The 14457-nt window shown below is 68.1% G+C and carries 14 protein-coding genes and 1 tRNA gene; 11 read left to right on the top strand and 4 right to left on the bottom strand.

Going from position 1 to position 14457, the window contains the following annotated elements; translation table 11 throughout:
* Nucleotides 1-258: 258 nt before the first annotated feature.
* The 4 genes from ASC79_RS11580 (at nt 259) to ASC79_RS21700 (ending at nt 6482) form a co-directional block, all read left to right on the top strand.
* Entirely contained in the window at nt 259-2790 is a 2532-nt protein-coding gene (locus tag ASC79_RS11580) for a TonB-dependent receptor (RefSeq protein WP_056016106.1), read from the top strand.
* Between the two features lie 183 nt (nt 2791-2973).
* Nucleotides 2974-4080, top strand: coding sequence for a response regulator (locus ASC79_RS11585; RefSeq protein WP_162244288.1), 1107 nt, complete (start codon nt 2974-2976; stop codon nt 4078-4080).
* A gap of 39 nt (nt 4081-4119) precedes the next feature.
* The gene (locus ASC79_RS11590; protein ID WP_056016112.1) at nt 4120-4743 is read left to right on the top strand and encodes a class I SAM-dependent methyltransferase; all 624 of its coding nucleotides are present in this window, start codon (nt 4120-4122) and stop codon (nt 4741-4743) included.
* Nucleotides 4744-4841: 98 nt separating this feature from the next.
* Nucleotides 4842-6482, top strand: coding sequence for a M10 family metallopeptidase C-terminal domain-containing protein (locus tag ASC79_RS21700; RefSeq protein WP_056016115.1), 1641 nt, complete (start codon nt 4842-4844; stop codon nt 6480-6482).
* Here the strand turns inward: ASC79_RS21700 and ASC79_RS11600 are convergent.
* Nucleotides 6479-6691 carry a hypothetical protein gene (locus ASC79_RS11600; protein ID WP_056016118.1) on the bottom strand — a complete coding sequence of 71 codons (213 nt, stop codon included), beginning with the start codon at nt 6689-6691 and terminating at the stop codon, nt 6479-6481. The two genes, ASC79_RS21700 and ASC79_RS11600, sit on opposite strands and share 4 nt — an antisense overlap.
* A 247-nt stretch (nt 6692-6938) precedes the next feature.
* On the opposite strand from ASC79_RS11600, the gene ASC79_RS11605 reads away from it, so the two are divergent.
* Nucleotides 6939-7346 carry a DUF883 family protein gene (locus tag ASC79_RS11605; protein WP_056016121.1) on the top strand — a complete coding sequence of 136 codons (408 nt, stop codon included), beginning with the start codon at nt 6939-6941 and terminating at the stop codon, nt 7344-7346.
* Between the two features lie 60 nt (nt 7347-7406).
* Nucleotides 7407-7577, top strand: coding sequence for a hypothetical protein (locus ASC79_RS21080; RefSeq protein WP_156378249.1), 171 nt, complete (start codon nt 7407-7409; stop codon nt 7575-7577).
* Here ASC79_RS21080 and ASC79_RS11610 read toward each other — a convergent pair.
* Nucleotides 7574-7861, bottom strand: coding sequence for a hypothetical protein (locus ASC79_RS11610; RefSeq protein WP_056016123.1), 288 nt, complete (start codon nt 7859-7861; stop codon nt 7574-7576). The genes ASC79_RS21080 and ASC79_RS11610 overlap by 4 nt on opposite strands.
* A gap of 141 nt (nt 7862-8002) precedes the next feature.
* Here ASC79_RS11610 and ASC79_RS11615 point away from each other — a divergent pair, with 141 nt between their 5' ends.
* Together ASC79_RS11615 and ASC79_RS11620 are read left to right on the top strand one after the other, a co-directional pair.
* Nucleotides 8003-8188 (top strand): hypothetical protein, encoded by a 186-nt coding sequence (locus ASC79_RS11615; protein WP_056016126.1) that lies wholly within the window; start codon nt 8003-8005, stop codon nt 8186-8188.
* A gap of 177 nt (nt 8189-8365) precedes the next feature.
* Nucleotides 8366-9028: a DsbA family oxidoreductase gene (locus tag ASC79_RS11620; RefSeq protein ID WP_056017891.1), complete on the top strand. Its 663-nt coding sequence runs from the start codon at nt 8366-8368 to the stop codon at nt 9026-9028.
* 78 nt (nt 9029-9106) lie between these two features.
* Here the strand turns inward: ASC79_RS11620 and ASC79_RS11625 are convergent.
* A tRNA-Met gene (locus ASC79_RS11625) sits at nt 9107-9183 on the bottom strand.
* A gap of 125 nt (nt 9184-9308) precedes the next feature.
* On the opposite strand from ASC79_RS11625, the gene ASC79_RS11630 reads away from it, so the two are divergent.
* Genes ASC79_RS11630 through ASC79_RS11640 form a run of 3 tightly spaced genes read left to right on the top strand, consistent with a single transcriptional unit; the run spans nt 9309 to nt 13271 of the window.
* On the top strand, nt 9309-10337 hold the full coding sequence (locus ASC79_RS11630) for a glycosyltransferase (protein WP_056016129.1): 1029 nt from the start codon (nt 9309-9311) through the stop codon (nt 10335-10337).
* Nucleotides 10337-12028 (top strand): asparagine synthase (glutamine-hydrolyzing), encoded by a 1692-nt coding sequence (gene asnB, locus ASC79_RS11635; RefSeq protein WP_056016132.1) that lies wholly within the window; start codon nt 10337-10339, stop codon nt 12026-12028. The genes ASC79_RS11630 and asnB overlap by 1 nt, the downstream gene beginning before the upstream one ends.
* Nucleotides 12029-12044: 16 nt before the next feature.
* On the top strand, nt 12045-13271 hold the full coding sequence (locus tag ASC79_RS11640) for a PQQ-dependent sugar dehydrogenase (protein WP_056017894.1): 1227 nt from the start codon (nt 12045-12047) through the stop codon (nt 13269-13271).
* Here ASC79_RS11640 and ASC79_RS11645 read toward each other — a convergent pair.
* Nucleotides 13268-14380, bottom strand: coding sequence for an NAD(P)/FAD-dependent oxidoreductase (locus ASC79_RS11645; RefSeq protein ID WP_056016135.1), 1113 nt, complete (start codon nt 14378-14380; stop codon nt 13268-13270). The genes ASC79_RS11640 and ASC79_RS11645 overlap by 4 nt on opposite strands.
* Nucleotides 14381-14457 lie beyond the last annotated feature (77 nt).

Below are 14457 nucleotides of genomic sequence, written 5' to 3' on the forward strand. Positions count from 1 at the left end.
CACTTTGTTTTTCTTTGATTCATAACCTTCAGAAAAACAGCGGTCATTTTTGTACGCGCGATTTGAAAGCGCGGTATTTCGGCCACAAATTCTCAAAAGCTCAGCTGAATCGCGATCAGTTATCGCCCCTCACATTGACGGCGGGGCGGGGCGGACGGAGTTTCCCCCTCCCCGGCGCCTCCCTGCGCTGGATCAACGCATCATGCGGGCGGATACGAAGAGGGCGCTCCACGCCCCTCCGCCCTGGGAGGATACTTGATGGCTACCAACGCACCGCGTCTGCGGACCATGCTGGCCCTGAGCGCTTCAGTTCTGACGCTCACGGCAATTTCCGCCCCCGCCTTCGCCCAGGAAGATTTCCAGATCGAAGAACTGGTCGTCACGGCCGAGAAGCGCGAACAGGCGCTGCAGGACGTGCCGGTGGCCGTCTCGGCCTACACCTCCGAGCAGCGCGACATCCGCGGCATGACCGGCATCCAGGACTTCGTGAACTTCACGCCGGGCATGAACTACTCCGGCACCGACCGCGTCTCGCTGCGCGGCGCCGGGCGCAACACCTTCTACATCGGCAACGATCCGGGCGTGGCCGCCTATACCGACGGCTTCTACTCGGCCTCCTCGTCGGAACTGTTCAAAAGCTCGCTGTTCGTCGAGCGGACGGAAATCCTGCGCGGCCCGCAAGGTACGCTGTACGGCCGCAACGCCATGGGCGGCGCGCTGAACACCATTTCCAAGCGCCCCTCGAACGAGTTCGGCGGCGAAATCCGCCTCGGCTACGGCAACTTCGACCGCTCGAAGGTCGAGGGCGTCCTCTCGGTTCCGGTCGCCGACAACCTGCGCTTCAAGATCGGCGGCAGCCAGGACTGGCAGCGCGACGGCTTCATCAACAACATCGGCGGCGCCAATGACGGCGCCACCATCAAGCGCACCTATTTCGAGATCCAGGCCGAAGCCGAGCTCGGCGACAACCTGGACGTCTGGGCCCGCTACTCGCGCTCGAACTGGGATGACTCGACCGGCGTCGGCGACCGCCTCGCCAACCTGATCACGCCCTACGACACCACCCGTCCGTTCCCGCTGATCGGCGGCCTGGCGCCGAACCCGCAGTTCGGGATGACCACCCCGAACCCGGGCCTCACCGATCCCTACACCCAGTCGACCAACCGCAACGGCTATGGCCAGCTGCGCGGCAACCACCTGTTCACCACCACGATCAGCTACGATCTGGGCTGGGCGGACCTGAAGTACATCGGCGGCTTCCAGCAGTACAACTACCAGACCGGCGGCGACAACGACGCCACCAACCGCACCAGCGCCTTCTTCCTGCCGGGCTCGACGGTGCCGGTCTACGGCGACCAGACCACCGACTTCAACGAGCACAAGAAGTACTACTCGAACGAGATCAACCTCTCCTCGAACTCGGACGGCCCGCTGAGCTGGATCCTGGGTCTCTACCAGTACCAGGAGCGGTATCGTCAGCGCATCCAGCTGGCCAGCCCGCTGCAAGCCCAGTTCGCGACGCCAGCTTTCTACTACGGCTCGATCAACGGCGCGGCGCCCGGCGTCGCCAGCCTGGCCGCGGCCGGCCTGCCCTCGACCAACCCGTCGCGCAACTTCGCCGACAACCAGGCGGAGCTGGAGTCCAAGGCGTGGGCGGTGTTCGGCCAGAGCACCTACAAGATCAACGACGCCTTCGCCCTGACCGCCGGCCTGCGCTACACCAAGGATCAGAAGGACGGCTTCGAAACCCAGCGCCTAGTGCTGTTCAACCCGGTCGGCCCGTTCGGCCCGGCCGCGGTGGACGTCTCCAGCGACATGGATCCGACCCGCGCCGGCGTCCAGAACTACCGCAACCTGTCAGACGAATGGAGCGCCGTCACCGGCACCCTGAACCTCGACTGGACCCCGGACGACGACACTCTGGTCTACGCCAAGTACAGCCGCGGCTATAAGTCGGGCGGCTTCCTGCTCGGCACCCTGGCGGCCAAGCCGACCGCGGACGAAGAGTCGGTCAACGCCTACGAACTCGGCCTGAAGAAGACCATCGGCGGTCGCCTGATCCTGAACGCCTCGGCCTTCTACAACGACTTCGAGGGCCTGCAGCTGAACCTGTCGCAGCTGAACGCGGCCGGCACCGCGGCGTCGAACAACTTCGTCAACGTCGACGCCGAAGCCTACGGTCTGGAACTGGAAGCCATGTGGCAGCCTATCCAGCCGCTGCAGATCTCGGCCTCCTACGGTTACCTGCACACCGAGATCACCAAGGGCTGCTGCTTCTACGATCCGGCGGATCCGAGCGCTCTGAAGTCGACGGCCCGTCCGGCCGGCGGCAGCGCGACGACCAACGGCGTACTGCTGGTGTTCCAGGACCTGGCCGGTTCGAGGATCTACCAGTCGCCGGAGAACAAGTTCGCGCTGAACGCCAACTACACCTTCGACTTCTCGCCGGGTTCGCTGGTCCTCTCGGGCAGCTACACCTGGACCGACGAGACCACCTACCAGCCCTTCGACAACCCCGACTTCTCCGTGCCGGCCTACGGCACCGGCGACCTGCGGGTGCTGTGGAAGGACGCCGCCGACCGCTACTCGCTCATCGGCTACGTGAAGAACGTGACGGACGAAGAGGGCTTCACCTCGACGTCGTCGACCAACCCGACCGCCGTGTTCGCCAACCCGAACCCGGGCCTGGTCGTCGGTGGAACCACCTATATTCGCCAGACCAGCACCGCGATCACCCGCGGCCTGATCCAGCCGCGGACCTACGGCGTCGAGCTGCAGTACCGCTTCTAAGTCCGGGGCATCCCGGGAAAGCGAAGGGCGGCGGGAGAAATCCCGCCGCCCTTTTGCTTGTCGGGAACCCGACAGGCTCTTTTCGCTTCAGCGTCAATTTACGCTAACCCTGGGTGGAATTTAACGTCTCCGCAAGCGCTTAGGCCCATGCTGAGCATAAGTTCCCTTTGGACCCTGGCGTTCATGTCTCTGCCCGAGTTCTTTTACGAGCGCGTCACGAGCGAAATCCATCAGCAGATGGAAGGCGTGCTCGCCCTTGCCGAACGCCTTGCCCGCCAACCGATGGGCGCGGACGCTCAAGCCTGCGTAGCCGGTGTCGCCGAGGCGGCCCGGGCCGTCCGGCAGATCCTGGCGTCCTCGACCGATCTCAAGGACGCGGCCTCCGCCGGCCTGGCCTTCGATCCGCAGGCCAGGCGCGCCGCCGAACTGGCCGACAACGTACAGGCCCGCTGGGAAGAACGCGCCACCGATGGCGGCGTCACCCTGCTGGTCTCCTATGACGGCGACCCCGACACACTGGTCATGGTCGACAGCGGCCGCATCAACCAGATCTTCGACGCTTTCATCGCCCAGGCCCTGGCCGGGGTGCGGCGCGGCGCCGTCGAGGCGACGCTGAAGGCGGTCGTCGACGGCGATATCACCCGCCTGGAAGGGCGCATCCGCGGCGCGGCCGACCGCGTCATGGGCGATCGCGCCCTCGACATCCGCGAGATCGAGGCGCTGTTCGGCCTGGAGACAGCGCTTGGCGTGGCGCTCAGCCGCCAGATCGTCGACGCCATGGGCGGCCAGGTCCGCTCCGAGGCCAATGTCGGGACCGGCGAGACCCTGGTGTTCGAGGTCTCGGTTCCCACTGCGTACGAAGAAGCCCCGGCCGAGGAGACCCTTGGCCAGACCGAGCGCGCCGCGCACATCCTCGTGGTGGACGACAACGCCACCAATCGAATGGTCGCCGAGACCCTCTGCGAGATGTTCGATTGCACGTCCGAATCCGCGACTGACGGCGTCGAGGCCGTCGAGGCCGCGCGCACCGGCCGCTTCGACCTGATCCTGATGGACATCAAGATGCCGCGCATGGACGGGGTGACCGCCACGCGCGAGATCCGCGCCCTGCCCGGCCCGGCCGGCCAGGTGCCGATCATCGCACTGACCGCCAATGCCGACCCCGAAGACGCCGCCGCCTATCTGAAGGCGGGCATGAACGGGGTCGTGGAAAAGCCGATGAAGCCGGAGCACCTGCTGCGCACCCTGCAGGAAAACCTGGGCGGTTCGAGCGACGCTGCCGCGGCGTAAGGGCTAGGCGCGCGCCGCCGCGCCCGTCATCGTCGGCCCATGGCCACCTTTTACGAACGCCGCATCCTTCCCAAGCTGCTGACTTGCGCGTGCGCCTCGCCGCCGATGATGAAGCAGCGCGCCAAGATCGTGCCGCTGGCGGAGGGCCGGGTGCTGGAGCTGGGTGTCGGGATGGGGCTCAACCTCGCGCTCTATGACGCCGGCAAGGTGAGCCGCGTATTCGGCGTGGACCCCGCCGCGGAGTTGCGCGCCCAGGCCATGGCGGCGCCGCGCGATCCACGGCTCGAGGTCTCTATCGAAGACGGCGTCGCCGAGGCCCTGCCCTTTGAAAATGCGGCGTTCGACTGCGTCGTCTGCACCTTCACGCTTTGCTCCGTCCACACGCCCACGTCGGCCCTGGCCGAGGCGCGCCGGGTGCTGAGGCCGGGCGGGCGGTTCCTATTCTGCGAGCACGGCTTGGCCCCGGACCCGGACGTCGCCAAGTGGCAGCGGCGGATCGAACCCCTGTGGAAACGGCTGGCCGGCGGCTGCCACCTGACCCGCCCGGTGACCAGCGCCATCGCCGCCGCCGGCTTCCAGGTCGAGCGCTCGCAGACCATGTACCTTCCCGGCACGCCGCGCTTCGCCGGCTGGAACGAATGGGGCGCGGCCCGCGTGGCGTAAATCGTTTCGCAAGCCGCCGGGCCTAGGGATGAGGGGCCGTCGGGGGGCCGGTTGTCGGACCCGCATCGAGCGCCTATCAATGTCGCTGGGAGCGTTCCATGTCAGTTGATCCCGCCCCGCAGTTTTTCCTGAACGCCGACGCGCGCGGCGGCCTCGTGGACGGCAAGCAAAGCTATACCGTCGCCCAGGCGGCCCATCAGATCATTCGCGGCGAACCGGGCTGGTCGGGCGCGCTTGGCGTCCCGGCAGCGGTGACCTACGCCTATCGCGCCGACGCCCCGACGACGATGCCCGAAGACACCGCCGGCTTCTCGCGGTTCAACGAGGCGCAGATCCTGCAGACCGAGCTGGCCCTTGCCGCCTGGAGCGACGTGGCCAACATCCGCTTCATGCGGGTCGGGATCGGCGGCGCCGGCGAAGCGGCCTATTCGGACTACGCGACGATCCTGTTCGGCAACTACGCCACCGGAAGCGAGGGGTCGGCCGCATTCGCCTTCTATCCCGGGTCGACCGCGTCCTCGTCCCGCGCGGGCGACGTCTGGATCAACAGCACCAAGGGCAGCAACCTTTCCCCGGCGATGGGCAACTACGGCGCGATGGTGCTGGTCCATGAGATCGGCCACGCGATCGGCCTGGGCCACCCGGCCGACTACGACGCCGACGGATCGCCGAGCTACAGCGCCGACGCGCTCTATTATGAAGACTCCCGCCAGTTCACGGTGATGAGCTACTTCGGCGAGCAGAACACCGGCGCCAACTTCGGCGGCCGCTACTCGGCCGCGCCCCTGCTGGACGACATCGCAGCGGCCCAGATGGAGTACGGGGCGAACATGTCGACCCGTACTGGAAACACCGTCTACGGCTTCAATTCCACCGCCGATCGGCCCTGGTTCGACGCCATCGCCTCGGGCCAGAAGCTGGTCTTTGCGGTCTGGGACGCCGGCGGTGTCGATACCTTCGACTTCTCGGGCTTCTCGGTCCGCCAGTTGATCGACCTGCGCGAGGGGGCCTTTTCCAATGTCGGCGGCCTGGTCGGCAACGTCGCTGTCGCGGTCGGCGCGACCATCGAGAACGCAATTGGCGGCACGGGCGCCGACACCATCAACGGCAACGCCGCGGCCAACGCCCTCACCGGCGGGGCGGGCGACGACGACCTCTATGGCGCAGCCGGCAACGACAGCCTGAGCGGCGGCGACGGGCAGGACTTCCTGCGCGGCGAGACCGGGGACGACTACATCGTCGGCGGGTTGGGCTTCGACGACATCCACGGCAACCAGGGCGCCGACACGGCCTATGGCGGCGAAGGCGACGACTGGGTCGTCGGCGGCCAGCACAACGATCTGCTGTTCGGCGAGAACGGCATGGATCTCGTCTATGGCAATATGGGCGACGACACGATGTACGGGGGCGTGGGCGCCGACGTCATGCGCGGCGGCCAGCACAACGACATCATGTACGGCGAGGCCGGCGACGACTGGATGTCGGGAGACCGCGGCGACGACACGATGTGGGGCGCGGCCGGCGCCGACAGCTTCCACACCTGGGGCGACGCCGGGGTCGATCGCGTGATGGACTTCATCCGCGCCGAGGGCGATCGCGTGCTGGTAAGCGAGGGCGCGAGCTGGACCGTGGCCCAGGTGGGCGCGGACGTCGTCGTCTCGCTGAGCGGCGGCGCACAGATGGTTCTGGTCGGCGTAGTGGTCGCCAGCCTGACAGACGGCTGGATCGTCGCGATCTAGAGCTGGTTGTACTCGCCGCAGCGGCACTTCACGACCACGTCGCGCATCTGAGCGCTGTCGCGCCCGGTCATGACGACTTCTTCGCAGGCGCCGCAGAGAAACGCCGAGCCGGTTTCAGTTTCGGAGATGGCCGGGCTTTCGACAGCCTGGAGCACTTCACGCCGACCGATGAACAGGCTGGGGAAAACTCGAAGGGACGTCATGATCATCGGACTGCCTCATTTTGACCCGCGAAGGGCCTACGCAACTGTGCACTTGCAAAAGTCGAGGTACGCCTATTCTGCTGCAGCGCAATGTCAGATTGATGTCGGCGCCCACGAAATTTGCCGCGCGTGGCCCGCGCGCCGCCGCGGCGCCTTTTCCGTAGGCTGACCGGAACCGTCGGTTCCCCCTCTCGTTTCAAGGGCTCACCCCCAGGAGAACGGGCGCGGCGCGTCCACCGAGCGGAGAGATTTTATGACCAACGCCTATGGCACCAACGGCGAGGCGCGCGACGCCGTGCGCGAAGCCGCCGACACCTTCAAGGACGCCGCCGGCGACGTGCGCTCCGAGACCAAGCGCGCCGCCAAGCGGGCTCAGAAGAGCGCGGTGGCCGCGTCCGGCGCGCTGGCCGAAGCGGCGACGACCTTCGCGCGCGACGCCCGAACCGTGATGGAAGACAAGGTGGGCCAGGCCCGCCGCGAGGCCGAACACCAATACGGCCGGCTGAAGGTGCAAGCCAAGCAGCGCGCCGAACAGGCCGACGTGTTCGTGCACGAGCGCCCCTACATCGCGCTGGCCACAGCGGCGCTGGCCGGCTTCCTGATCGGCCACCTGATGAGCAGCGCCCGCTCCAACGTCGTCTACCTGCGCGACGACCGCTAAGCGGCGGGTTGGCGCCGATCCTGCTCCCAGCGCCTCGAACGCTTGGAGTGAGGATCAATCATGGACAAGGCGCCGCCGCCCCCCGCTTACGAATTCGACATCGCACCGGACGGCGAAGGCTGGCGCTATCGCAAGCGCTGGACGAAGGGCCTTCGCCGTTTCCTGCCTGCGCTCTGGCACGCCACCGATGCGGCCGGGGTCAAGACGCTGCGGGAAACAGCCCACCGCTAGGGCATGATCACCACATACTGCGGGGCGGGCGGCTGCGCTGCGGGCGCATCAGCCTTCTCCGCCGCGGCGCCGGCGGCCGCCTGCTCGAACGGCGTCGGAGTCGGCGGGCGGACATAGCCGTCGCCGCCGCCATAGGCCGGGAAACTGTCGCCATAGTCCGCCTGGGACTCGGCGAACCCGCGCTGCGCCCAGAGCGAAATCTCGGCGGCCTTGTTCGTGACGTCCCGGGGCGAGCACGCGCCCAAAAGGACCAAGGCGCCGGCCAGGACTATCGCGGTCTTCAAAACAGGCGCCCCTTCTTCCATACTGCGATCATCGCCCAGCCGCCGCCTTCGGGCAATCGCGACGCCCAACGACGGCATAAGCGGCTCATAATTGACCCTGTAGATCCTGCAGTGAAGCTTGCGAGCGAAGGGAGCACAGCGTTGTCCAACATCTATCCGGTATCGCGCGCCCAAGCCGCGCAGGAGGCGCTGATCGCGGCGCTCGAAATCCACATCGAGAAAGGCGTCTTCGAGCCTTCGACCTGCGTGGTGATCCGCGAGGACATCCGCCGCTCGCGCGAAGAAATGGCGGCGCTCGCGCGCTGGGCCCGCGACCTGGCGCTCTAGCGGCGCCGACCGCGAAATGGCCTTGATCGGGCCATTGCAAAGTCGGCTCCGGCTCCCAATCTGTCTCCTGACGGCGAGAAAAACCTGGTCCCCCCCGCCAGGCTCGCGTCTACAGAGAAACGCCCGCGCCATTCCCCCCTGGCGCGGGCGTTGTTCGTCCTGACCGAGGGAACCGCGATGACCCAGCCCATGAAGATCGACTTCGTCTCCGACGTCTCGTGCCCCTGGTGCGTCGTCGGTCTCGGCGGCCTTGAGGAAGCGCTGCGCAATGTCGGCGACCTGGTCCAGGCGCAGATCCACTTCCAGCCCTTCGAGCTCAATCCGGACATGCCGCCGGAAGGGCAGAACATCGTCGAGCACGTCGGCCAGAAGTACGGCGCCACGCCCGAGCAGTCGGCGACCAACCGCGCCGCGATTCATGCGCGCGCCGCCGATGTCGGGTTCACGATGAAGACCAACGCGCAGAGCCGGATCTACAACACCTTCGACGCTCACCGGCTGCTGCACTGGGCCGGCCTGACCGGCGGCCAGCATGAGCTGAAGCGCGCCCTGTTCGACGCCTACTTCACCCAGAACCAGAGCCCGGCCGACCACGAGGTGCTGGTCGCCGCCGCGCAGGCCGCCGGACTGGACGGCGGCGCCGCGCGCGAGGTCCTGACCTCCGGCCAATACGCCGATGACGTGCGCGCAGCCGAACGGCACTGGTATCAGGCCGGCATCAGCTCGGTGCCGGCGGTGATCGTCAACGACCGCTACCTGATCTCCGGCGGCCAACCCGCCGCCGCCTTCGAGAAGGCGATCCGGACCATTGCCGCAGAGACGGCCGCCGCCGCCGGCTAGCGCGGAACGGCGCGGCGTCATCGCAAGATCGGATTTGTCTGAAACGCTGGCAGGCCTGTTCCGGCCGGCGTTTTGAAGTGGTGGCGGGGGGCGGGATCGAACCGCCGACCTGTGGGTTATGAATCCACCGCTCTAACCATCTGAGCTACCCAGCCGCCGGGCCATTCGGCGAGGCGCGGTTTATAGATTGGGTTTTTCGCATCTTCAAGCGGGTTGGATGCGACGTCTCGACCAAAAGCGGATTCCGTTTTCGCGCGGCCCACACTAGGGTCCCCCCGGCATGAGCGTCCTGCATCTTCTGGGAACGGCCGGCGAAGGCGGCGCGGAGACCTATTTCCTCGATCTGATCGCGGCGCTGGCCGACGACGGGGTGAAGCAGGCCGCCGCCATTCGCGCCAATCCGAATCGCGAGGCCGCGCTTCGGCGGCTCCAGGTACCGACCGGCGTGTTCCGGTTCGGCGGCCCCATCGACATCCTGACCAAGCCGAAGCTGAAGACCTTTGCGACCCGCTCGGAGGTGAAACTGGCGCTGGCCTGGATGAACCGGGCGGCGCGCCACACGCCCGCCGGCCCGTGGGCGCGGGTCGGCCGGCTGGGCGGTTACTACAACATCAAGTACTACAAGGGCTTCGAGGAGCTTGTCGCCAACACCGAGGACATCGCCGAGTGGGTGGTGGGCCAAGGCTGGCCGGCGGGCAAGGTCCGCTACATTCCCAATTTCGCCCTCGCCCCGCCGGACACCGCGCCGGCCAATCGGGCCGACCTGCAGACGCCGGAAGACGTGCCGCTGCTGCTGGCCATGGGCCGGCTGCACGACGCCAAGGCGCATGATGTGGCGCTCGAAGCGCTGGTGAACATCCCCGAGGCCTACCTCTGGATCGCCGGGGCCGGGCCGCTGGACGCAAAGCTGCGCGCCATGGCCGCCGCCCTGGGCGTCGCGCCGCGCGTTCGCTTCCTGGGTTGGCGCAACGATCCCTCGGCCCTCTACCGGGCGGCGGACATCTGCGTGTTCCCTTCGCGCTACGAACCGCTGGGCAATGTGGTCATCCAGTCCTGGGCGCACGGCCTGCCGGTCGTCGCGGCCGCCAGCCAGGGCCCCTCGGCCTTGATCCGCAGCGAGGAGGACGGCCTGCTGGTGCCGGTCGACGACGCCGGGGCGCTGGCGGAGGCCGTCAACCGGATGATCGCCGATCCGATGCTCTGCATCCGCCTGGTCCAGAACGGATCGGAGCGAGTCGAGGCCGAATTCTCGCCGGCGGCGGTCGTCGCCCAATGGCGGCGCCTGTTCGCCGACTACGGAGCCGCCTGATGTGCGGCATCGCAGGGATCCTCGGCGCGGGCGGTTCGGCCCGCCCGATGATCGAGGCCCTGACACACCGCGGCCCCGACGGCGTGTTCGTCGAGGACGGCGAGGGACGCTCCCTCGCCCATGCGCGCCTGTCGATCATCGACCTGGAAGGCGGGTGGCAGCCTCTGCACGGCGCCGGCTCGACCGTCATCGGCAACGGCGAGATCTACAACTATGTCGAACTGGCGCAGGAGTTCGGCCTCGAGGGCCAGATGGGCACCGGCTCGGATTTCGAACCGCTGCTGCACATCTACGCCAAGGAAGGCCCCGCCGCCTTTCATCGCCTGCGCGGCATGTACGCCTTCTGCCTGGTCGGGAACGACGGGCGAACCTGGCTGGTGCGCGATCCGTTCGGGATCAAGCCGCTGTACCTGCTCGAGCACGAGGGCTCGGTGGCCTTCGCCTCGGAACCGCGCGCCTTCCTGGCGGCGGGCCTGATCGGGGCGGAGCTGTCGGAGGATCGGGCGCGCGAGCTGCTGGCCTTCAACTACACCCTGACCGGCGAGACGATCTTCAAGGGCCTGCGCCGCCTGGCGCCCGGCGAGATCGTCGAGGTCGTGGACGGCAAGATCACGCCGCGCGAGGTCAGGCCCGCGATCGCCGCGCGGCCGCCGTCGCGGGGCGGCGACGAAGCCCAACTGATCAAGCGCCTGGACAGCGTGCTGGAAGACAGCGTGCGGGTGCATCAGCGCTCGGACGTGCCCTATGGCCTGTTCCTGTCAGGCGGCATCGACTCGGCGACGATCGCGACGCTGATGGCGCGGCTGAACGCGCGGCCGGTCACTGCCTTCACCTGCGGGTTCGAGGCGCCCGGGGCGCGCGACGAGCGGGGCCAGGCCGAACGGGTCGCCACGGCGCTGAACCTAGACTGGCGCGAGACCAGCTTCGGCGAGGACGACTTCTGGCGGATCCTGCCGCAGGTCGCCTGGGCGATGGACGATCCGACCGCCGACTACGCCACGCTGCCGACCTACAAGTTGGCCGAAGCGGCCAAGGGCACGCTGACCGTGGTCTTAACCGGCGAAGGCGGCGACGAACTGTTCGGCGGCTATGGCCGCTATCGCCGCGCCCTGCGCCCCGCCTGGCTGGGCGGGCGTCCCGCCGAACCGCGGACCGAGGACCAGGGCGTCGTCGAGCGCTGGCGCGCCGCGGCGTCCGCGCCGAAGACGCTTTCCGGCCTGCAGCGTGCGCAATGGGCCGACATCGCCACCTGGCTGCCCAACGACCTGCTGCTGAAGCTCGACCGCTGCCTGATGGCGCATGGGCTGGAAGGGCGCACGCCGTTCCTGGACCCGCAGGTCGCCGATTTCGCCTTCCCCCTGCCCGACCGCATGAAGGTGCGGGGGCGCTATGGGAAATGGCTGCTGCGCAAGTGGCTGGAGCAGGCGTGCCCTGCGGCCGATCCCTGGGGGCGCAAGAAGGGCTTCACCGTGCCGGTCGACGCCTGGATCGCCCCGCGCGCCGGCGAGATCGCCGGGCGGATCGGCGGGGTCGAAGCCGTGCGCCGCATTCTCGGCCCCGACGCGGGCGCCGCTTTCACCACCCAGGCAACCGGACGCTGGCCGTTGTTGTTCTTTGCAGTCTGGTCGCTGATCCACCTTGAAGGCGCCGAGCCGGCCGAAGCCCTGGCCGCCGTCGCCGGACGTCCCTGAACCCCTGGAGCCCCTGATGCGCCGTCTCTTGATCACCACCGCCCTCGCCGCCCTGGTCGCCGCTTGCGGCGGATCGGACGGGCAGGCGCAGTCGGCGAGGACGGCCGCGCCGGTGGACTCCAAGCCTGCCAATGCGCCGGACCAGAAGCCCGCCTTCGCCGGCCAGACGCGCGCGCCGGAAGTGAAGTCGAACGTCGCGGTCCAGGTCACGACGATCGCCGAGGGCCTGGAGATGCCCTGGGCGCTGGCGTTCCTGCCCGACGGCCGACTGCTGATCACCGAAAAGCACATCGGCCAACTCCGCATCCTGGGGACCGACGGCAAGCTGTCGGGACCCGTTATGGGCCTGCCCGCCGTGGTCGGCGCCGACCAGGGCGGCCTGCTGGGCCTGGCGGTCGATCCGAAGTTCGCGGAGAACGGCCTGATCTACTGGAGCTACGCCGAGCCGGCGGCCGACGGGACCAACAACACGGCGGTGGCGCGCGGCAAGCTGACCGGCGACCGCGTGGAAAACGTGCAGGTCATCTTCCACCAGACGCCGTCGCTGAACTCGACCAAGCACTATGGCGGGCGGCTGGCGTTCGCGCCGGACGGCACGCTGTTCGTGACCACCGGCGAGCGTTCGATCCTGGAAGGCCGCGCCCAGGCCCAGCGCCTGGACGGCACTCTCGGCAAGGTGGTCCGCATCAATTCCGACGGCTCGATCCCGAAGGACAACCCGTTCGTCGGCAAGCCCGGCGTGAAGCAGGAGATCTGGTCCTACGGCCACCGCAACATCCTGTCGGCCGCCATCGATCCCAAGACCGGCAAGCTCTGGGAAGTCGAGCACGGCGCGCGCGGGGGCGACGAACTGAACCAGCCGCAGGCCGGCAAGGACTATGGCTGGCCGACCATCAGCTATGGCCTGGAATACTCCGGCAAGCAGATCGGCGCCGGCCTGACCGCCAAGGAAGGCATGGAGCAGCCGGTCTACTACTGGGACCCGGTGATCGCGCCGGCCGGCATGGCCTTCTATGAGGCCGACCTTTTCCCGGCCTGGAAGGGAAACATCCTGATCGGCGGCCTGGCCAGCAAGGCCGTGGTGCGGCTGGTCATGCAGGACGGGAGGGTGGTCGGCGAGGAGCGCCTGCTGACCGACCTGAACGAGCGCATCCGGGACGTGATCGTCGGCCCCGACGGCGCGCTCTACCTGGCGACCGACAGCAAGAACGGCCGGGTCCTGAAGGTCACGCCGAAGGGCTAAAGGCCGAGCCGCCCGGCGACCTCTTCGCCGATCGCCAGCGAGGAGGTCAGGCCGGGGCTCTCGATCCCGAACAGGGCGACCAGGCCCGCCAGCCCGTGCTTTTCCGGGCCGTCGATCCGGAAATCGGGCTGCGGCTCGCCAGGGCCATGCAGCTTGGGACGGATGCCCGCATAGTCGGGCGCCAGGGCGCCGTCGGGCAGGCCGGGCCAGAACTTGCGGATGTAGGCGTAGAACTCATCGCCCAAGGCCGGATCGACGCTGTAGTCCAGCGCGTCGACATAGTGCAGGTCGGGGCCGAACACGGCTTGGCCGCCGAGATCGCGCCGATAGTGGGTGCCCAGGGCGCCGGGGATCGGCGGCGGATAGATCAGGCGCGCGAACGGCGCCTTGCCGCTGAGCCGGAAGTAGACGCCCTTGCCGTAGTGCAGCGGCGGGATGCCGGCCTTCGGAAAGCCCTCGATCTCTCCGGCGACAGCCTGGGCGGAAAGGCCGGGCGCGGTGACCAGAAGACGTGCGGTCAGCGTCGTCGGCTCGGCCCCTCCAGCACGGATCGAATAGCCGCCGCCATCGAGCGGGGTCGCGCCTTCGAACGGCGTGGAGGTGACCACCGCGCCGCCCGCCGCCTCGATCTCGCCCTGCAGAGCCAGCATGTAGCCGTGGCTGTCGAAGACGCCGCTCTCGGGGGAGATCAGCGCGGCCTCGCAGTTGAGCTGGGGCTCGAGCGCCAGAGCCTGGGCCTTGGTCAGGCGCGCCATGCCCTCGACGTCGTTGACCTCCGCCTGCTCGAGGATGCCGTCCAGGCGGCCGACCTCCTCGGCGTTGGTCGCGACGACCAGTTTGCCGCAACGGTCGTAGGCGACCTTGTGCGCATCGAGGAACGCGTAGAGCGCACGCCGTCCCTGGACGCAGAGCCGCGCCTTCAACGATCCGGTCGGGTAGTAGAGCCCGCCGTGGATAACCTCGGAATTGCGGGCCGAGACGCCCTCGCCGATGATCGGGCCGGCCTCCAGCACCGCGACCACCAGGCCACGCTTGCTGAGCGCATAGCCGCAAGCCAGGCCCACCGCCCCCGCCCCGACCACCACCGCATCGAAATCGAAATCCGCCATGCGCCAAGGCCTAGCCGAAGGACGCCAGTATGCAAACCGCGCAGCGCTCTCTAGCTTGGCCTTCAATCATAAATAGA

The organism is Phenylobacterium sp. Root1290 (assembly GCF_001425305.1).
Lineage (GTDB): Bacteria > Pseudomonadota > Alphaproteobacteria > Caulobacterales > Caulobacteraceae > Phenylobacterium.

What these genes read in the sequence shown, in the direction of transcription:
- ASC79_RS11620 (WP_056017891.1), top strand. Translation starts at nt 8,366, where the DNA reads ATGACCCAGCCCATGAAGATCGACTTCGTCTCCGACGTCTCGTGCCCC.
- ASC79_RS21700 (WP_056016115.1), top strand. Translation starts at nt 4,842, where the DNA reads ATGTCAGTTGATCCCGCCCCGCAGTTTTTCCTGAACGCCGACGCGCGC.
- ASC79_RS11605 (WP_056016121.1), top strand. Translation starts at nt 6,939, where the DNA reads ATGACCAACGCCTATGGCACCAACGGCGAGGCGCGCGACGCCGTGCGC.
- ASC79_RS21080 (WP_156378249.1), top strand. Translation starts at nt 7,407, where the DNA reads ATGGACAAGGCGCCGCCGCCCCCCGCTTACGAATTCGACATCGCACCG.
- ASC79_RS11585 (WP_162244288.1), top strand. Translation starts at nt 2,974, where the DNA reads ATGTCTCTGCCCGAGTTCTTTTACGAGCGCGTCACGAGCGAAATCCAT.
- ASC79_RS11640 (WP_056017894.1), top strand. Translation starts at nt 12,045, where the DNA reads ATGCGCCGTCTCTTGATCACCACCGCCCTCGCCGCCCTGGTCGCCGCT.
- ASC79_RS11590 (WP_056016112.1), top strand. Translation starts at nt 4,120, where the DNA reads ATGGCCACCTTTTACGAACGCCGCATCCTTCCCAAGCTGCTGACTTGC.
- ASC79_RS11645 (WP_056016135.1), bottom strand. Translation starts at nt 14,380, where the DNA reads ATGGCGGATTTCGATTTCGATGCGGTGGTGGTCGGGGCGGGGGCGGTG.
- ASC79_RS11580 (WP_056016106.1), top strand. Translation starts at nt 259, where the DNA reads ATGGCTACCAACGCACCGCGTCTGCGGACCATGCTGGCCCTGAGCGCT.
- ASC79_RS11600 (WP_056016118.1), bottom strand. Translation starts at nt 6,691, where the DNA reads ATGATCATGACGTCCCTTCGAGTTTTCCCCAGCCTGTTCATCGGTCGG.
- asnB (WP_056016132.1), top strand. Translation starts at nt 10,337, where the DNA reads ATGTGCGGCATCGCAGGGATCCTCGGCGCGGGCGGTTCGGCCCGCCCG.
- ASC79_RS11630 (WP_056016129.1), top strand. Translation starts at nt 9,309, where the DNA reads ATGAGCGTCCTGCATCTTCTGGGAACGGCCGGCGAAGGCGGCGCGGAG.